This window comes from Klebsiella sp. 10 (genome assembly GCF_018223925.1).
Lineage (GTDB): Bacteria > Pseudomonadota > Gammaproteobacteria > Enterobacterales > Enterobacteriaceae > Klebsiella > Klebsiella pneumoniae.
Genome location: NZ_JAGRRB010000014.1, coordinates 355,940 through 372,487 on the forward strand (window position 1 = coordinate 355,940; position 16,548 = coordinate 372,487).

14 protein-coding genes are annotated in these 16,548 nt (G+C 58.6%); 5 read left to right on the plus strand and 9 right to left on the minus strand.

Annotated elements, in window-relative coordinates:
- From KHQ26_RS17545 to speB, 6 genes are read right to left on the minus strand one after another with little or no spacing between them, the layout of a single operon-like run.
- The gene (locus KHQ26_RS17545) at positions 1–729 is read right to left on the minus strand and encodes a class II aldolase/adducin family protein (RefSeq protein ID WP_004899997.1); all 729 of its coding nucleotides are present in this window, start codon (positions 727–729) and stop codon (positions 1–3) included.
- Positions 730–2,250, minus strand: a complete 1,521-nt coding sequence (locus tag KHQ26_RS17550; RefSeq protein WP_012967389.1) for an amino acid ABC transporter permease/ATP-binding protein — start codon at positions 2,248–2,250, stop codon at positions 730–732. It lies immediately after the preceding gene.
- Positions 2,251–2,280: 30 nt separating this feature from the next.
- Complete coding sequence (locus KHQ26_RS17555) at positions 2,281–3,084, minus strand: ABC transporter substrate-binding protein (RefSeq protein ID WP_020803761.1); 804 nt, start codon at positions 3,082–3,084, stop codon at positions 2,281–2,283.
- Positions 3,085–3,103: 19 nt separating this feature from the next.
- The gene (locus KHQ26_RS17560) at positions 3,104–4,171 is read right to left on the minus strand and encodes an isopenicillin N synthase family dioxygenase (protein ID WP_020803746.1); all 1,068 of its coding nucleotides are present in this window, start codon (positions 4,169–4,171) and stop codon (positions 3,104–3,106) included.
- Entirely contained in the window at positions 4,168–5,031 is an 864-nt protein-coding gene (locus KHQ26_RS17565) for a sugar phosphate isomerase/epimerase family protein (RefSeq protein WP_020803767.1), read from the minus strand. Before KHQ26_RS17565 ends, KHQ26_RS17560 begins: the two co-directional genes overlap by 4 nt.
- 10 nt (positions 5,032–5,041) lie before the next feature.
- Positions 5,042–5,992, minus strand: coding sequence for an agmatinase (gene speB, locus KHQ26_RS17570; protein ID WP_004145693.1), 951 nt, complete (start codon positions 5,990–5,992; stop codon positions 5,042–5,044).
- Positions 5,993–6,107: 115 nt separating this feature from the next.
- Between speB and KHQ26_RS17575 the strand changes: the two genes are divergently transcribed.
- Both KHQ26_RS17575 and KHQ26_RS17580 read left to right on the plus strand, forming a co-directional pair.
- On the plus strand, positions 6,108–7,019 hold the full coding sequence (locus KHQ26_RS17575; RefSeq protein ID WP_002914199.1) for a LysR family transcriptional regulator: 912 nt from the start codon (positions 6,108–6,110) through the stop codon (positions 7,017–7,019).
- Positions 7,020–7,417: 398 nt separating this feature from the next.
- Complete coding sequence (locus KHQ26_RS17580) at positions 7,418–7,897, plus strand: RrF2 family transcriptional regulator (RefSeq protein ID WP_000888203.1); 480 nt, start codon at positions 7,418–7,420, stop codon at positions 7,895–7,897.
- A gap of 69 nt (positions 7,898–7,966) precedes the next feature.
- Here KHQ26_RS17580 and KHQ26_RS17585 read toward each other — a convergent pair whose 3' ends face one another.
- A complete protein-coding gene (locus KHQ26_RS17585; protein ID WP_004174783.1) occupies positions 7,967–11,119 on the minus strand; it encodes a multidrug efflux RND transporter permease subunit OqxB5 in 3,153 nt (1,050 codons plus the stop codon).
- Positions 11,120–11,142: 23 nt separating this feature from the next.
- Positions 11,143–12,318: a multidrug efflux RND transporter periplasmic adaptor subunit OqxA gene (gene oqxA, locus KHQ26_RS17590; protein WP_020803752.1), complete on the minus strand. Its 1,176-nt coding sequence runs from the start codon at positions 12,316–12,318 to the stop codon at positions 11,143–11,145.
- Positions 12,319–12,651: 333 nt separating this feature from the next.
- Between oqxA and KHQ26_RS17595 the strand changes: the two genes are divergently transcribed.
- Complete coding sequence (locus tag KHQ26_RS17595) at positions 12,652–13,014, plus strand: helix-turn-helix domain-containing protein (protein ID WP_085783913.1); 363 nt, start codon at positions 12,652–12,654, stop codon at positions 13,012–13,014.
- Between the two features lie 10 nt (positions 13,015–13,024).
- On the opposite strand, the gene KHQ26_RS17600 is transcribed toward KHQ26_RS17595, so the two are convergent.
- Complete coding sequence (locus KHQ26_RS17600; RefSeq protein ID WP_004212922.1) at positions 13,025–13,597, minus strand: flavin reductase family protein; 573 nt, start codon at positions 13,595–13,597, stop codon at positions 13,025–13,027.
- A 211-nt stretch (positions 13,598–13,808) separates the two neighbouring features.
- Here KHQ26_RS17600 and KHQ26_RS17605 point away from each other — a divergent pair, with 211 nt between their 5' ends.
- Together KHQ26_RS17605 and KHQ26_RS17610 are read left to right on the plus strand one after the other, a co-directional pair.
- Positions 13,809–14,693, plus strand: coding sequence for a LysR family transcriptional regulator (locus tag KHQ26_RS17605; RefSeq protein ID WP_020803747.1), 885 nt, complete (start codon positions 13,809–13,811; stop codon positions 14,691–14,693).
- Positions 14,694–14,817: 124 nt separating this feature from the next.
- Positions 14,818–15,618, plus strand: coding sequence for a hypothetical protein (locus KHQ26_RS17610; RefSeq protein WP_004180956.1), 801 nt, complete (start codon positions 14,818–14,820; stop codon positions 15,616–15,618).
- The last annotated feature ends 930 nt before the right edge of the window (positions 15,619–16,548 follow it).

A 16,548-nucleotide genomic window follows, 5' to 3' on the forward strand; every position in this document is an offset into this window, starting at 1 on the left:
TTAGTCTTTGTAAGAGGTATCGAGACGGTCAAGACGGCGCAGCCACGCCTGCCAGACCTGTTGACGTTCATGCTCCACGCCCATCAGCTGCTCGCAGGCGTGCTGGCTGAGGTGCGGAGCGATGGTGTGGATCGGGCTGAGGGCCGCCAGCTGGGCGGTGGCCATCTGGATCTCGCAGGCGCGGTTCAGGTAGTACATGATGTAAAACGCATCGGCCACGGTGCGGCCCACCGACAGCAGGCCGTGGCTCTGCAGGATCATGGCGATATTATTCCCCAGCGAGCGCTGGATGCGCGCCCGTTCGTCGAGGTCAAAGGCCACCCCTTCATAGGGATGGTAGCCGACGCGCTGGTAAAATTCGGTGCTGATCTGGTTAAGCTGCAGCAGGCCGTCCTCGCAGGCGGCCACCGCCATTCCCGGCAGCGTATGGGTGTGGATCACGCAGTGGGCATCTTCCCGGGCCATATGCACCGCGCTGTGGATGGTAAAGCCCGCCGAGTTAGCCGGTGCGTCGCCCTCTACGACCTTACCCTGCATATCCACCACGATCAGGTTGCTGGCGGTAACTTCGTCAAACATCATGCCGAAGGGATTAATTAAAAAACGTGGCTCGCCGTCGCCGGGCAGGCGCACGGAGAAGTGGGTGTAGAGGGTATCCTCCCAGCCGAACAGCGCCGCCAGCCGGTAGGCGGCGGCCAACTGCTGGCGCAGGTGTTGCTCAGTTGCCATTTAGCGTACTCCCATAAATTCACGGATTCGTTGCAGAGAAGGGGCCTCCAGCGGGCTGCGGATCACCTGCGGGGCGATATCGGCCTGCACCACGCCGTTCTCCATTAGCACCACGCGGTCGGAAATCGACAGGGCGAACTCCATCTCGTGAGTGACAATCAGCATGGTCATGCCTTCGCGGGCCAGCGACTGAATGACCTTCAACACTTCGCCTACCAGCTCCGGATCCAGCGCCGAGGTTGGCTCGTCAAACAGCATAATGTCCGGCTTCAGAGCCAGCGCCCGGGCGATCGCCACGCGCTGCTGCTGGCCGCCTGAGAGCTGCCAGGGGTATTTGTGGGCATGGGCCAGCAGGCCGACGCGGTCGAGCAGCGCCAGGGCCTGCTCGCGGGCGACCGGCTGGTCAAGCAGCTGGTGATAGCGCGGGGCCAGCATCACGTTGTCGAGCACCGTGCGGTGGGGGAACAGGTTGAAGCTCTGGAAGACCATGCCGATGCGCCGCACCCCGGCGCGCATCTGGCGTTTGTCGACGATGGCTCCGCCCTTCAGATAGTCCTCGCCGTAGAGAATGATCTCCCCGCCATCAAGGCTTTCGAGGGCGTTGATGGTGCGGATCAGGGTGGTTTTGCCGGAGCCGGACGGGCCGATGATGCTGATCACCTCCCCGTTCTCCACCTGCAGATCGATGCCTTTCAGCACCTCATGCTGACCCCAGGATTTGCGGATGCCCCGCAGATCGAGCGCTGGCGGCGCGCCGTTGACGGCCGGCGTTTTGATCTCCTCCGTCAGCGCCGGCAGGCTCTGGCGCAGCGCCTGGCATTCCGCCTCGCTGAGGGTTTGCGGACGCTTGCGCTGAATATCGAGACGATTTTCCAGCGCCCGGAACAGCCAGGTGAAGACGGTAACCACCATCACGTAGTACACCGCCACCGCCAGCAGGGTCTCCATCACGAGGAAATTTTGCGCATACAAGCGCTGGCCGGTGAGCAGCAGCTCGGGTAAGGAGACCACCGACAGAATCGAGCTCAGCTTAATGATGGTGATGTATTCATTGATCAGCGTCGGCAGCGAGATGCGAAACGCCTGAGGAATAACAATCAGCCGCTGGATGCCGATAAAGCTGAAGCTCAGCGCATGGCCCGCCTCGCTCTGCCCCTTGGCCACCGACAGCAGGCCGCCGCGGTGGATCTCCGCCATATAGGCCGCTTCGGTGACGGTCATCGACACCAGCCCGGCGATAAACGGCACCCCGAGTAGCGGCTGGGTCACCGGAAACAGCTGCGGCAGGTTGTAGACAAACACCAGCAGCACCATCAGCGGCACGCTGCGAAAAAACCAGATATAGAGTTCGACGGGGATCTTGACCCAGCGCGGCGCGGAGAGCTTCGCGCAGGCTAACAGAAAACCGACCACCAGGCCGATCCCCCAGGACAAGGTGCTGACCACGATCACGGTCACGCACGCCTGCCAGAATGCCCCAATGCTAAACAATGAAAAAAAGTATCCCCAATCGAACGCCATACTGACTCCTGTTGCGCAGTGCTTATTGTCTTAATCGATGCTTTCTAAGTTGTATTTTTTGATCAACGCGGCATATTGGCCGTTGGCCTTCAGCGTGGCCAGGGTGGCCTTGATCGCCTCCGCCAGCTCGGTGTTGCCTTTGGCGACGTAGATCCCCAGCGGCAGCGGGTAGACCAGGCGCGTAGAGCTTATCGCCAGGCGGCGGCGGCTCTTGTCGACGATGATCTGCGCTGCCGGGGCAATCTCAAGCTGGGCGCCGATGTTCTTCGACAGCAGCGCCTGCGAGGCTTCCGGCGCCGTCGGGAACTCCTGAATGGTGATGGCCGGTTTGCCGTTTTTCAGGCACCACTCATCGGAGTGTTTTTTCAGGCTGGTCACCCAGGTGGTGCCTGCCTGCAGGCCGACCTTCACGCCGCACAGCTCATCTTCGGTTTTCGGCTGCACCGCGCCGCCCTTCAGGGCGATGATCGACGCGCCGGAGAGGGCGTAAGGGATGGCGTCGGCCTGTTTCTGGCGTTCCGGCGTCACGTACATCCCGGAGATCACCGCATCATATTTCTTGCCGATGCCGAGGATCAGGCTGGTGAACTTGGTGTCGATCAGCTGCGGTTTGGCCTGCAGATGTTGGGCGATCAGCGCGGCGAAATCCGGGTCGAGACCGACGATGTTGTTATTGCTGTCATAGGACTCAAACGGCGGGTAGGTGACCTCCATCCCCACCTTAAAGACGCCCTCGGTCAGCAGTTCCGCCGCCTGGGTGACAGGGGAAAAACAGGCGCTGACGGCGAGGGTAAGCGCGACACGGCGCGAGATTTTTTTCAGGGTGCTAGTCATCATGGTTCCTCACGGGTGGTTAGGGGTTTTTTTGCTGTGCCTGTTTTTTCAAATGGCCAAAGGTATTGGTGCCGCGCGCGCGCTCCGGTAGCTGAAGTTCACCGCGATTGACCTTCTCGCGCAGGTAGCGATAGGTTTGCAGCGCCTGGCTCCACATATGCTCCCCGATGCTGAGCTCCTGATATTCACCGGCTTCGCCGGCGGCGAGGAAGGTCGGCAGCGGGCGGATCAGCGTGTGGTAATCGCAGGCGAAAAACAGCGGGAAGGAGTACCGCTCCTGCGGCACTTTGCGCACCCGGTGGGCTGTAGCAACAAATGTGCCAGCGCTGAGCACTTCCAGCATGTCGCCGATATTGATCACGAACGCCTCTTCTCCGGCGGCGTTCTTGACGGGAGGTGCATCGATCCACACGCTTTCTTCATTGAGGACTTCAAGGCCGGGCTGGTCGGCGAGCAGCAGGGTGAAGCACTCATAGTCGGTGTGTGCACCAATTCCGGGAACATCTTCGACGCTGGCGTCGAACGGGTAATGGATCAGCCGCAGCTTGGCCGGCGGGCAGGTCACCATCGGTTTGAAATACCCTTCCGGCAGGCCGAGCGCGAGGGCGAAAGCGTCGAACAGACGGTGGCCGAGGGCGAAGACTGCGTCGTAGTAGGCCAGCACCCGCGCGCGGAAATCCGGCAGATCGGGCCACTCATTGGCGCCGATCAGCGGCGTGCCGGCGAGCACCAGCGGATGGTCATCCGCTGCCTGGAAGCCGATATCGAAAGCCTCTTTATGGTCCGGCTTGCCGGAGCCGTAGATCTCTTCTCCTTCCGGAACGTAGCCCTTATGGCTTTTGGAGTGGCCGATGTAATAGTTCATCTTCTCCTCCATCGGCAGGGCGAAGATCTGCTTCGCCGCCTCGCGGACGCCGGCGATCAGCGCCGGGTCGATGCCGTGGCCAGTGATGTAGAAAAAGCCCACCTCGCGCGCCGCGCGGCCGATGGCGTCGGCCACCACCTGGCGCCTGGCGAGATCGTCGCCGGCCAGATCGCGGATATCGATGGTCGGGAGTTCAGTAAAAGCGTGCTTCACGGCGGTCATGGCTGCGGTTCCTGTTCAGTGAGCGTTAAAAACTGCTGAAAGTGGGCCTGCTGGCGCGCGGCCATCCAGGCGTTGAGCGACCAGAGGTCGGCCACCGGAACGTTGGTGAACGGCAGATGGTGCAGATAGCCGTCGGCGCCAAACTCCGGGGTCAGCGTGGTCTGCGGGTAGCCGCGCTGGCGCTGTGAATGCCAGACCTGCTGCCAGAAGCGCTCGGCAAAAGCCAGTGCCGACTGATACTCTGGCGCCGCCGGGTGCGGCACCTGCGGCCCCTGGTCGTAGCCCACCCGAGCCTGCACGTGATGCACGCGGTCGATAAAGGCGCTGAAGTCATCGCTGGGGTCATCCAGCAGGCGCTCGCTGACCACCACCCAGTGGCTGATGTCGGCGGTAAAGCGCAACTGGGGGAGCTGCTGAATAATCTCCAGCGTGAGCCACGGGCTGTACAGCGAGGTGGCGCGATGGGTTTCAAAGCTGCAGGTCAAACCAAACCCGGCGGCCAGCTCGTGCGCCTTGCCGAGAAAATCGACCTGCTGCGCCAGCGGCCAGCGATCGTTGCCCGCCAGCAGATTGACAAAGCGCGGGTTGAGGCTGCTGGCCTCGGCGAAGCGGGTCTGCAGGCGCGCCAGATGCTGCTCCGGCGTTTCATGCTGGGCGGGGAGCACTCCGCCGCCGCTGAAAAGAATGGCGATATACTCCAGCCCCGACGCCTGCAGGCGGTCGGCGAGCTGCCGCCGCTCGGCCACCGTTAACGGCACGCGGGCTTCGATACCGCAGCAGCCGACACGCTGCAGTTCATCCAGCGTTTGCGGCCAGGGGGTCGTCACTCCCCAGAGGGTGCGAAAGCATTTCAGCTCCATGGCGGCTTCCTCAGGCGTACTTCACGCCGGGCAGGACGCAGAGCATCTCGTACAGCAGGTTGGCCGCCAGCTGGGAGGTATTACCGCTCACGTCGTAGGGGGGCGAGACCTCGACCAGATCCGCGCCAATCAGATTCAGGCCGCGGCAGCCGCGGACGATCTCCAGCGCCTGAATGGAGGTCAGACCGCCAACTTCCGGCGTCCCGGTTCCTGGAGCCCAGATGGGATCGAGGCTATCGATATCAAAGCTGAGATACACCGGCCCGTCGCCCATCTGCTGGCGGACTTCGGCCATCAGCGGCGCCAGCGAGGTATGCCAGCACTGCTCCGCCTGCACCAGGCGAAAGCCCTGGTCAACGCCCCACTGGAAGTCGCCGGCGGCATAGCCCTGGGCGCGCTGGCCAATCTGCACCACCCGTTTGAGGTCGAGCAGTCCCTCCTCAACGGCGCGGCGGAAGGTGGTGCCGTGGGCGATTTTCTCTCCGAACATCTCATCATTGGTGTCGGTATGGGCGTCGACGTGGATGAGGCCCACCGGACCATGTTTTTTGGTCAGCGCCCGCAGGATCGGCAGGGTAATGGTGTGGTCCCCGCCGAGGGTCAGCGGGATCAGCGGATAACTATTCAAACCGGTGTAGTAATCTTCGATAATTTGCACCGATTTGAGCAGGCTGTAGGTATTGATCGGCACATCGCCGATATCAGCCACCGACAGCGAGTCGAACGGCGCGGCGCCGGTCGCCATATTGTACGGACGGATCATCACCGATTCGGCGCGAATATAGCGTGGTCCGTAGCGCGTGCCCGAGCGCTGCGAGGTGCCGATATCCAGCGGAATGCCGACAAATGCCGCGTCAAGTCCCTGTAAATCTTCGATAAACGGCAGGCGCATCATTGTGGCGCGTCCGGCGAAGCGTGGCATCTCATTGCCACCCTGCGGTTGGTGAAAGAGGTTATCCATGTCTGCTCCTGAATCTGACGGATGAAACGTAACAGGAGAGATAGTGCGCAACCCGCGCTGGACTTTACATCGTCTGGCGTAAATACTCAGTTCATTTATTGGTGAACTAAATACGATGCATCACGACGCCAGCCTCAATATTCGCCAGCTGCAGGTTTTCGAGGCGGTGGCCCGCCTGGAGAGCTACAGCCGGGCCCAGCAGGAGCTGGGTATTTCGGTCTCCGCCATCAGCAATGCCATGTCGCAGCTGGAGGGACAGCTCGGCTTCACCCTCTGCCAGCGCGGGCGCGGCGGCTTTTCTCTGACCGAGAAAGGTCAGCAGTTTTTACAGCAGGCGATCCGCGTACTGAGCGAACTCAATGAGCTGGAGCGGCAGTCGGCGCTGCTCAAAGGGGAGCACAGCGGCACCCTGTGCATCTCGACGCTCGACTCCATCGAGACCGAAACGGCGCTCTCGCTGCCGGTGGTTCTGCGCAGCTTCAGCGACAAATTTCCCCATGTGCATATCAAACTGATTATCCGCACCCCGGCGGAGCAACTGAACGGCGTGCTGAACAACCATATCGACCTGGCTATCGGCAGCTACAACTCGCAGGTGCATAACATCATCAGCGAGCCGCTGTACCGTGAACAGCACTGGCTCTACTGCAGCGATCTGCACCCGATGTTCTTCAGCCGCCAGCTCGATAAAGAGCAGATCAGCCAGTGCCCGCTGGTGACCCGCAGCTACTGGAACACCAGCGATCTCCGCCGTCGGGGCTTCAGCAAAGGGAGCGCCACCGTCGAGACCGTCGACGCCCAGCTGCTGCTGATCCTCTCGGGGAAATATATTGGCTATCTGCCGGAGCATTACGCCTGGCCGTGGATCAAAGAGAACCGCCTGCGGGTGCTGCTGCCCAACGAGTTTGGCTTTCAGTCGCCGTTCTCGGCCATCTGTAAGCGCGGGCGCAGCAATGAGCCCTACCTGAAAGCGTTCCGCGACCTGCTGAAGAAAAATACGGTAGCGCGGCCGAAGTGGAATTATTAAGCGGGGCGGGCGCTTCCCTGCGCCGGGGTGGTGATTTTCGCGCTTAGCGCGCTGCCCGGCGGGGGAGTTTTCCCTGTTCAAAAAACGAACGGCTGCCGGTAGCCCGCCCGGGCTGCGGCTGCCAGGCAACTGCCTCCAGGTTATCCACAGGGTTAGGCGCCGCTGGTGTGGACAGGTCGCGGCTAGCGGAACAAAGGATGGCGTTTGCGTTAAATAAAACGGTACGAAGGGGAATCTGTGTTTGCCCCGCCTTTGCCCGTGAAATCAGAAAATTTACTTCGCAGGCTAACCGCAGATTGCTTCAAAAAAATTCCCGTATTTGTTATATTGTTGTTCATTGATTATTCACCTCTGCGGTGCCAAAAAGAACAAGATTCACCGCAACCCAGGACACTGCCATGTTAGATTACCGCTTCCCGACAGCTTTGCAGATGGTTCTCAGCGTAGCAATGGCGGAGCAGATGGGTGAACGTTCGACGAGTGCGATTCTGGCCTACGGCCTGGAAGCGAACCCGAGCTTTATCCGTAAACTAATGGTTCCGCTAACTCGTGACGGCATTATCGTCTCCACGCTTGGTCGCAACGGCTCAATTCATCTTGGCCGTCCGGCGGACAAGATCACCCTGCGTGATATCTATCTTTCGGTTATCGAAGATAAAAAACTGTGGGCGTCGCGTCCTGACGTCCCGGCCCGCTGCGTGGTCAGCGCCAACGCCTGCTGGTACTTCAAATCGGTTGCCGATGAAGCAGAGCAGGCTTCGTTAAACGTCCTCGCTCGCCATACCGTGGCCAGCGCGCTGGAGGCGGTCAAAAACGCCGATACCAGCGGCTGCGACCCGGTGCCGGAAATGATCGCCCGCTTTAAAAAAGCGCATTAATCATTTTCTGGTGACGAAAAAAAACCGCCTTCAAATTGTGAAGGCGGTTTTTTTGTTATCTGCTGCAGGCTAGGCGGGCAGATCCTCCTGGACCGGCTTCCTGCGGGTCACCAGTTTCCGTAGCGTCACGTAAAACACCGGCGTCAGGAACAGACCGAAGAGCGTCACGCCCAGCATCCCGGAGAACACCGTGATCCCGGTGACGCCGCGGACTTCCGCCCCCGCGCCGTGGCCGAGGATCAGCGGAATGGTCCCGGCGATAAAGGCGATGGAGGTCATCACGATCGGGCGCAGACGCAGGCGGCATGCCTCCAGCGCCGCTTCCATGATGCCTTTCCCCTGGATCTCCAGCTCGCGGGCAAACTCGACGATCAGAATGGCGTTTTTACAGGCCAGGCCCATCAGGACCACCAGACCCACCTGCACGAAGACGTTGTTATCGCCCCCGGTCAGCCAGACGCCAAACAGCGCGGAGAGCATCGTCATCGGTACGATAAGGATCACCGCCAGCGGCAGGGTCCAGCTTTCATACAGCGCGGCCAGTACGAGGAATGCCAGCAGCACCGCCACCGGGAAGACGATCAGCGCCGTGTTGCCCTGGGTGGCCTGCTGGAAGCTGAGATCCGTCCACTCAATATTCATCCCATTCGGCAGGATCTGCTTCGACAGCTCTTCCAGATGCGTCATCGCCTGCGAAGAAGAGAGGACCCGCGGATCGGCATCGCCAATCAGGTCCGCCGCCGGATAACCGTTGTAGCGGATCACCGGATCCGGCCCGTAGGTGGTACTGATATTCACCATACTGCCGATCGGTACCATTTCGCCCTGATTATTGCGGGTGCGCAGATTGGCGATATCTTCCACGCTCTCGCGGTATGGTCCGTCAGCCTGGGCCATCACGCGCCAGGTACGCCCGAACTGGTTAAAGTCATTGACATAAGACGAGCCGAGATAGGTCTGCAGCGTACCGAACAGATCGGTTAGCGATACCCCCTGCGCTTTCGCCTTATCGCGATCGACCTGCACGTCCAGCTGCGGCACGTTAGCCTGGTAAGTCGAGATCGGGAAGTGCATCCCCGGCGTCTGCATAATCGCCCCGGACATCGCATTCACCGCGCTTTGCAGCGCGCCATAGCCCAGCCCTCCGCGATCCTGGATGTACAGGGAGTAGCCGGAACCCTGACCCAGACCTAAAATCGGCGGCGGCAGGATGGAAAAGCCAAAGCCCTGCTGGATTTGCGCGATTTTGGCGTTGATCTCCGCGTTAATTTCCGCCGCCGTGTGTTTGCGCTGGTCGAACGGTTTCAGGCCAAAAAAGACCGTCCCGGTATTCGGCGTGTTGGTGAACTGCAGCGCGTTAAGCCCCGGGAAAGCGACCGCATAGTCGACCCCTTCGGTATTCATCCCGATCTCGCTCATTTTGCGGATCACCGCGTCGGTGCGCGCCAGCGACGACCCTTCCGGCATCTTCACGCCGCCAATGAGATACAGCTTATCTTGGGTGGGAATAAACCCGCCGGGGACGACTTTAAACATCACCCCAGCGGCGCAGAGCAGCAGCAGGTACACCGCAAACACTGCGCCACGGCGTCCAAGCGTTTTGCCTACCAGTCCCTGATAGCCGTTCGAGCTGCGCAGGAAAAAGCGGTTAAACGGACGGAAAATCCAGCCAAACAGGCGATCGATCAGCCGGGTAGGGAGGTCTTTCTTCGCGCCGTGCGGCTTTAACAGCAGGGCCGCCAGCGCCGGGGAGAGCGTCAGCGAGTTGATGGCCGAGATCACCGTCGAGATGGCGATGGTCACCGCGAACTGTTTGTAGAACTGGCCGGTGACCCCGGAGAGAAACGCCATCGGCACGAACACCGCACACAGCACCAGCGCAATGGCGATAATCGGCCCGGAGACCTCACGCATCGCCTGATGCGCCGCGGCAAGCGGCGCAAGCCCCTCTTCGATATTACGCTCGACGTTCTCCACCACCACGATGGCGTCGTCCACCACGATACCGATAGCCAGTACCAGCCCGAACAGGCTCAGGGTATTCAGCGAGAAGCCCAGCAGATAGAGAATGCTGAAGGTACCCACCACCGATACCGGCACCGCGATCAACGGGATAATCGACGCGCGCCAGGTCTGCAGGAACAGGATCACTACCAGCACCACCAGCACTACCGCCTCCAGCAGCGTCTGCACCACCGCGCGGATGGAGTCGCGGACGAAAACCGTCGGGTCGTACGGCGCCGCCCATTGCATATCTTCCGGGAAGCGGGTGGCCAGCTCGGCCATTTTGGCGCGTACCGCATTCGACAGATCGATGGCGTTAGCGCCGGGTGACTGGAAGATACCGATCCCGACCGCATCCTTATTGTTGAGCTGGGAGCGCAGCGCATAGCTACCGGAACCCATCTCGATGCGCGCCACGTCGCGCAGGCGGACCAGCGAGCCATCCTGCGCCGTTTTCAGAATGATATTGCCAAACTCTTCTTCGGTATGCAGACGGCCCTGGGCGTTAATGGAGATCAGGAAATCGCTCTCCTGCGGCAGCGGCTCGGCACCAAGCTGTCCGGCAGACACCTGGACGTTTTGCTCCTGCATCGCCGTCACCACATCCGAAGCCGTCAGACCGCGGGCCGCGACCTTATTGGGATCCAGCCAGACGCGCATCGCATATTCACCGGAGCCAAAAATCTGGATCTGGCCGACGCCGGGCAGGCGCGCCAGCTCATCCTTCACTTTCAGCGTGGCGTAGTTGCGCATATACAGCGAGTCGTACTTCCCGTTTGGCGAAAACAGATGCACCACCAGGGTCAGCGTCGGAGACTGCTTCTGGGTGGTGATCCCCAGACGGCGTACATCCTCCGGCAGACGCGCTTCGGCCTGCGCGACGCGGTTCTGCACCTGAACCTGCGCCTGATCCGGGTCGGTACCCGGGCGGAAGGTGACGGTGGTGACCAGCACGCCGTCGGAGCCGGCGACCGATTTCATGTACATCATGTTTTCAACGCCGTTGATCGCTTCCTCCAGCGGCGTCGCCACGGTCTCGGCAATCACTTTCGGGTTGGCGCCGGGATACTCCGCGCGCACCTGGACGCTCGGCGGGACGACATCCGGATATTCGCTCACCGGCAGCAGCGGGATAGCGATTAACCCGGTGATAAAAATTAAAATCGACAGCACCGCGGCGAAAATCGGCCTGTCGATAAAAAAGCGGGAAAAGTCCATGTCTTGGATTCTCTGATTAGGGATCAGTTAAGGGTGGCGCTGGAGGTCATGGCAACGGTTTTGGCGTTAACCGGCATACCCGGCATAAACACTTTTTGTAAGCCGTCGACGATGACGCTATCCCCAGGATTCAACCCCTTCTGAACGATGCGTAAACCGTCTGCCAGCCGCCCTGGGGTAATGTCGCGGCGCTGTGCTTTACCATCTTTATCAACGATATAGACGTATTTACGATCCTGATCGGTCAGTACCGCTTTGTCGTCGATCAGCGTGGCTTTGAACTCTGCGCTGCCCGGCAGACGCACGCGGGCAAACAGCCCCGGCGTGAACAGACGCTGCGAGTTATCCAGCAGCGCACGCATGCGGATGGTGCCGGTACTCGGCGTTAACTGATTATCGAGAAAATCCACTTTGCCCTGGTGGGGGTAACCCTCCTCGCCCACCAGGCCAATCTCCACCGGGAGCGCCTGATTATCGCTGGACGCGCCTTGCCCGCGGCGGGCGAGGTTTTGATAGTGGAGGTAGGTTGACTCGTCGACGTCAAAGTAGACGTACACCGTCTTTTGCGAGACCAGGGTGGTGAGCACGCTGGCGGTGTCGCCCGCGGTGACCAGGTTACCGCTGGTGATCAGCGCCCGGCTGGCGCGGCCGTCAATAGGGGCGGTCACTTTGGTGAAGTCGAGGTTAAGCTGCGCGGCATCCACCGCCGCCTGCGCGGCGCGAATGTCGGCCTGCGCCTGAACCGCGGCTGACCGGCGCTGCTCCCACTCTTCACGGGAGACGAGGTTGGTATGGACTAATTTATCGGTGCGGTTCGCCTCGCTTTGCGCCAGGCTGGCCTGCGTTTTGGCTCTTGCCAACGCCGCCTGCGCCTGCTCCAGCGCGGCGCGATAGGTTCTGTCATCTATCGTGAACAGCACCTGGCCCTTTTTCACCTCCTGGCCGTCGGTGTAATTCACTTTATCAATGTATCCCGAGACGCGAGGGCGAAGCTGAACGCTCTCCACCGCTTCAATGCGACCGTTAAAACTATCCCACTGACTGATCGACTTCACCAGCACCTTAGCGGCGCTGACCGTCGGGGCGGGAGGCGCAGCATTCTGCGCGACGCTGTCGTCGCAGCCGACGAGCAGAAAGGAGAGCATCATCGCGCAGAGCGCGGTCAGGTGAATGTTTCCCCAGGTTTTTTGCAGGCTCATTATTTTTATTCCGGTAAATGTAGCCGCCGGGCAAGACGCAGCGTGAGAAGCCGCGCCACTTCCTTTGTCCGGGCTGGCTTAAGGCCATTTGTGTCGATCATCGCCACAAAACTGTAACAATTTCGAATACACTATCGCGGCGATTGTAGGAAGGCGCTTAACTAAGTGCAAGAATAATTGTTGCACTTTATGTGCGGTCCAGGGGGAGATAAAAAACCGCGATCCCGGCGTGGATTTAAGTGTAACAATAAAACTTGCATTTTGTGTAAAAACAGGCCACCTTTAAATGCAACTGACAAAGATGCTTTTAACCGGCCGCGAGGGGGTAACATGATGAACACTGGCGCCATCATTCAGGATCTGATCGACTGGATCGACAACCATCTTGATAGCCGTCTGGATATTGACACCGTTGCCCGACGAGCCGGCTATTCGAAGTGGCACCTGCAGCGGATCTTCAAAGAACATACCGGGCAGCCCCTCGGAGAATATATTCGGGCGCAAAAGCTGCAAAAGTCGATCGAACGCTTAGCCCACAGCAACGAGCCGATCCTGAACGTGGCGATTGCCCTCGGCTTTGACTCCCAGCAGTCCTTCAACCGCAGCTTCAAGCGCCAGTACGGCCAGGCGCCCGGCGTCTGGCGCCGGAGTATCAGCCGCTCTGCTGCGCAGACATCTCGTCAGCGATCCGCATGACCGGGGAGGGTCAGTCCTGACCCGGCCCATGTTCGAATTTGCTGCCTTTGCCGATGGCATAGAACTGCCCGCCTGCGACATAGTGAACGGTCCGTAGCTCGTCCGGCGCATCATCAAAGATCCAGTGTCCGTTGCGGAATACCCGGTCATCGCTCCAGGCGGCGACGATATCGCCCATAAACAGATTGTGTTGCTGCTGAATGTCCGGGTAGGGCATCACTTTGCACACCAGCCAGCCCGCACAGCCTGCCACAAGAGGAAGATCAAATTCCGGCTGATAAAAGAAGGGGATGGTGTCATTTTTATCCGGCGCGTCGGCATAGCTGCGCCCGCCAGCGTAGAGGACGGTTGCCATCTGGCTGACTACGGGGATCTGCACCACGAAATAGCCGCTCTTTTCCACCAGCTGACGAGTGAAAGCCTGGGTGCCAATATAGGCCACCACTTTTCGCTCGCCTGCCAGCCCAACCCAGGCGGCTGACATGACATTTTCGACGCCATCATATTTTGCGGAAATCATGGTGGTGGACCCGACCTGCAATAAACGATAGGCCTTACTAATTTCGACAGGCTGAACGGACATGGTTTTTCCTTTGTGCATGCTATTTAACGTAATGATTATCTGGATATTTATTGAGGGCATGTTCATTTTCGGGCCCCCTTTCGTAATCCACCGTGCAACGATACGCCAGGCGATTAAGCGTAAAAAGGTGCGTAAATTGTTTTCATTATTCATAATCCACGAATAATCATGCCGTCTGTCGGTAAGCTGCTCGCTACAGGAGAGAAAGAAGGTGGATCGTATTCAGGCTATGCAGATGTTTATGCGCGTCGCGGAGGCAGGAAGCTTCGTGCGTGCCGCGGAAACCCTTTCCCTGCCGGCCTCCACTGTCACCAGTACCATTAAAAACCTTGAAAAATACCTGAAGGTACGGCTGCTGAACCGGACCACAAGGCGGGTGAGCCTTACCCCGGAAGGGATGCAGTATCTGGCGCAGTGCCGGGAAATTCTCGCCCTCATCGAACATAGTGAATCCACCCTGAGCGAGTCTGTCGCGCGGCCTCAGGGGCGCCTGCGGGTTGATATGCCCGCGGGCATCGCGCATTTCATCGTCATGCCGCATCTGCCGGACTTTTACCGGCGCTATCCCGATATCTACCTGATGATCGGCGTCAGCGATCGCCAGGTCGATCTCATTCAGGAAGGCGTCGACTGCGTGATACGAACGGGAGAGCTGAACAACTCCAGCCTGGTGGCCCGCCCTCTGGGACGCTTTCGCTGGGTCACCTGCGCGTCATCGGACTATCTCAGGGAATATGGTGTGCCGCCGTCACCGGAGGCGCTCTCTCAGCACCGGGCTGTGCATTATTTCTCCGGTCAGGCGAGGCGGGCCGATGAGTTCCGCTTCGTTCGCCATGGCGAGACCTTTTCTGTACCCGTCAGCGGCAACGCCGCGGTGAATGAAACGGGGCTCTATATAAAAATGTGCCTGGCAGGATTTGGGCTGGCGCAGCTGGCGGAGAATATCGTTGCTGACCACCTGCAGGAGGGGAGACTGGTGGAAGTGCTGACGGACTGGCAGCCGCCCCCGGTACCCGTCACATTGCTCTATCCGCACCAGCGCTTTCTCTCTCCCGCCGTGCGGGCGTTTGCTGAGTGGATGAGCGAGGTGGTCTGAGGGGAGTATTGCTTGCATTTAGCGCTTCGCGATGGAGGGTAGGGTTCCAGCAGAAATATCTGGTCTGCTGATGAATCGCTCGATATTCTGTAATGCTTTGTCTTTTTTGTGAACAGGAAAAAGTATGCTTAATACGCTACCCGATTTACACAGAAGTTTTGCAGAGCAACTGAAGCTTAAATTACAGTCTGATTCGCGGATCCACTCCCTTCTCGCTGGCGGCTCGTTTATCCATGGCGGGTTTGATCAATACTCCGATCTGGATTTCGTGGTGGTGATCGACCCTCTCTATTATGACGAAATCATGGCTCAGCGTATGGCGTTCGCCGGAACGCTCGGCCATCTGCTACATGCTTTCACCGGGGAACACGTCGGTGAGCCTCGCCTGCTGATCTGCCTGTTTGGCCCGGAACTTCTGCATGTCGATCTGAAATTTATCACCCTGGACATGCTCACTCAGCGCGTTGAGGAGCCTGCCGTGCTATTTACCCGTGATAACGATGCTCTCAAGCGACAGCTGGCAAAATTTAGCGCGCACTGGCCGAACATGACGCCGGAGTGGTTTGAGTCCCGGGCCTGGATCTGGCTGCATTATGCCGTGGTTAAACTGGGCAGGGGGGAACTCTTCGAAGCGCTGGGGATGCTGTCTTTCTTCCGGGAACAAGTGCTGGGACCGATGCTGTTTCGTCGCGCCAATCTACCGCAACGCGGCGTTCGTCGAATAGAAGCCCTCGGCATTGATCCCGATGGCCTGCTGACTTCCACTCTGGCAACACACGATCGTCACTCCGTCGGGATTGCCATTCGAAGGGCTGCTGACGCTTATGTCAACCTGCGGGCTGATGCGCTGCCTGACAATATCGCAGACGATGCGGCGCGTCGGGCGGTCCTTGCCATGCTGGACGCGTATTCTCACAAGGGGTAAATCTATCCCTCCGGCCGCGGACGCGGCCGGAGGGTGAAAGGGTTGTGCGAGTGTCGTGGGAGGTCTAATTCTGAGAGGGGGGGCTAGCGGGGTATCGGTAACGTGAAAATACCAGAGCTTTTCGTTGTGCCTATCAATAGGCCTAAAAGGTGCGGATTTAATGAGTTTTCTTTGGACTGCGCGGGACAAATTGAGGGCACAAAAAAGCCCGCAGGGCTTGCGCCGTGCGGGCTTTCAGGACTTCATCGGATGACTCTGGTAATCACCGATGGAGAATTTTGGTGGGCTGGCGGAGTCTGATTTAATATGTTAATTGTTTGTTTTTATTTAAATTTTATTGATTCAACTTTCATTGGTATACCTAAGCGTATACCAATGAAAGTTTTTATGAGCGCTTCATGAAGTTAAGTAGACCTGTTTTAGCATGGCTCACATTAAGAAAAAATCTTTTTACAGAAAACTGTTCACACTGTTCACTATATGTAATTTAATATAAATTTCAATAGGATAGGTGGTGAATAGTCAGTGAATAGTGAACACTTTACTGTTCACCTCTACGGGCTATAGGTACAAGCGTTATAGTCTGCTGTGAGCAAAAAGCTGATGTACTGTTTTGACCCTGAGCAGATATTCGCTAACGAAACGTGAAGCCGACCTTCGAATGCGAGTCGGCTTGAACGCTGGGTTAGATTTTTTGCCGTATGCATAAAGCGGGTTCTCCAAGTTGTACTCAGTCTCTCGCTCTGACTAAAGTGCATATGTTCGTAATGCGCCATTACTGCGTCTTGTGATGGTATGCAGACAATATTCGCAAGTAATATCCGCAGGTTCTTTTTTCTTAGGTATTTGCTCACCAAATACGGAGATTTAAAATGGCCGCTGACGACCCGCCTTCCTACCATACTCAATTTCCATTGAGCTCTCCTTAAT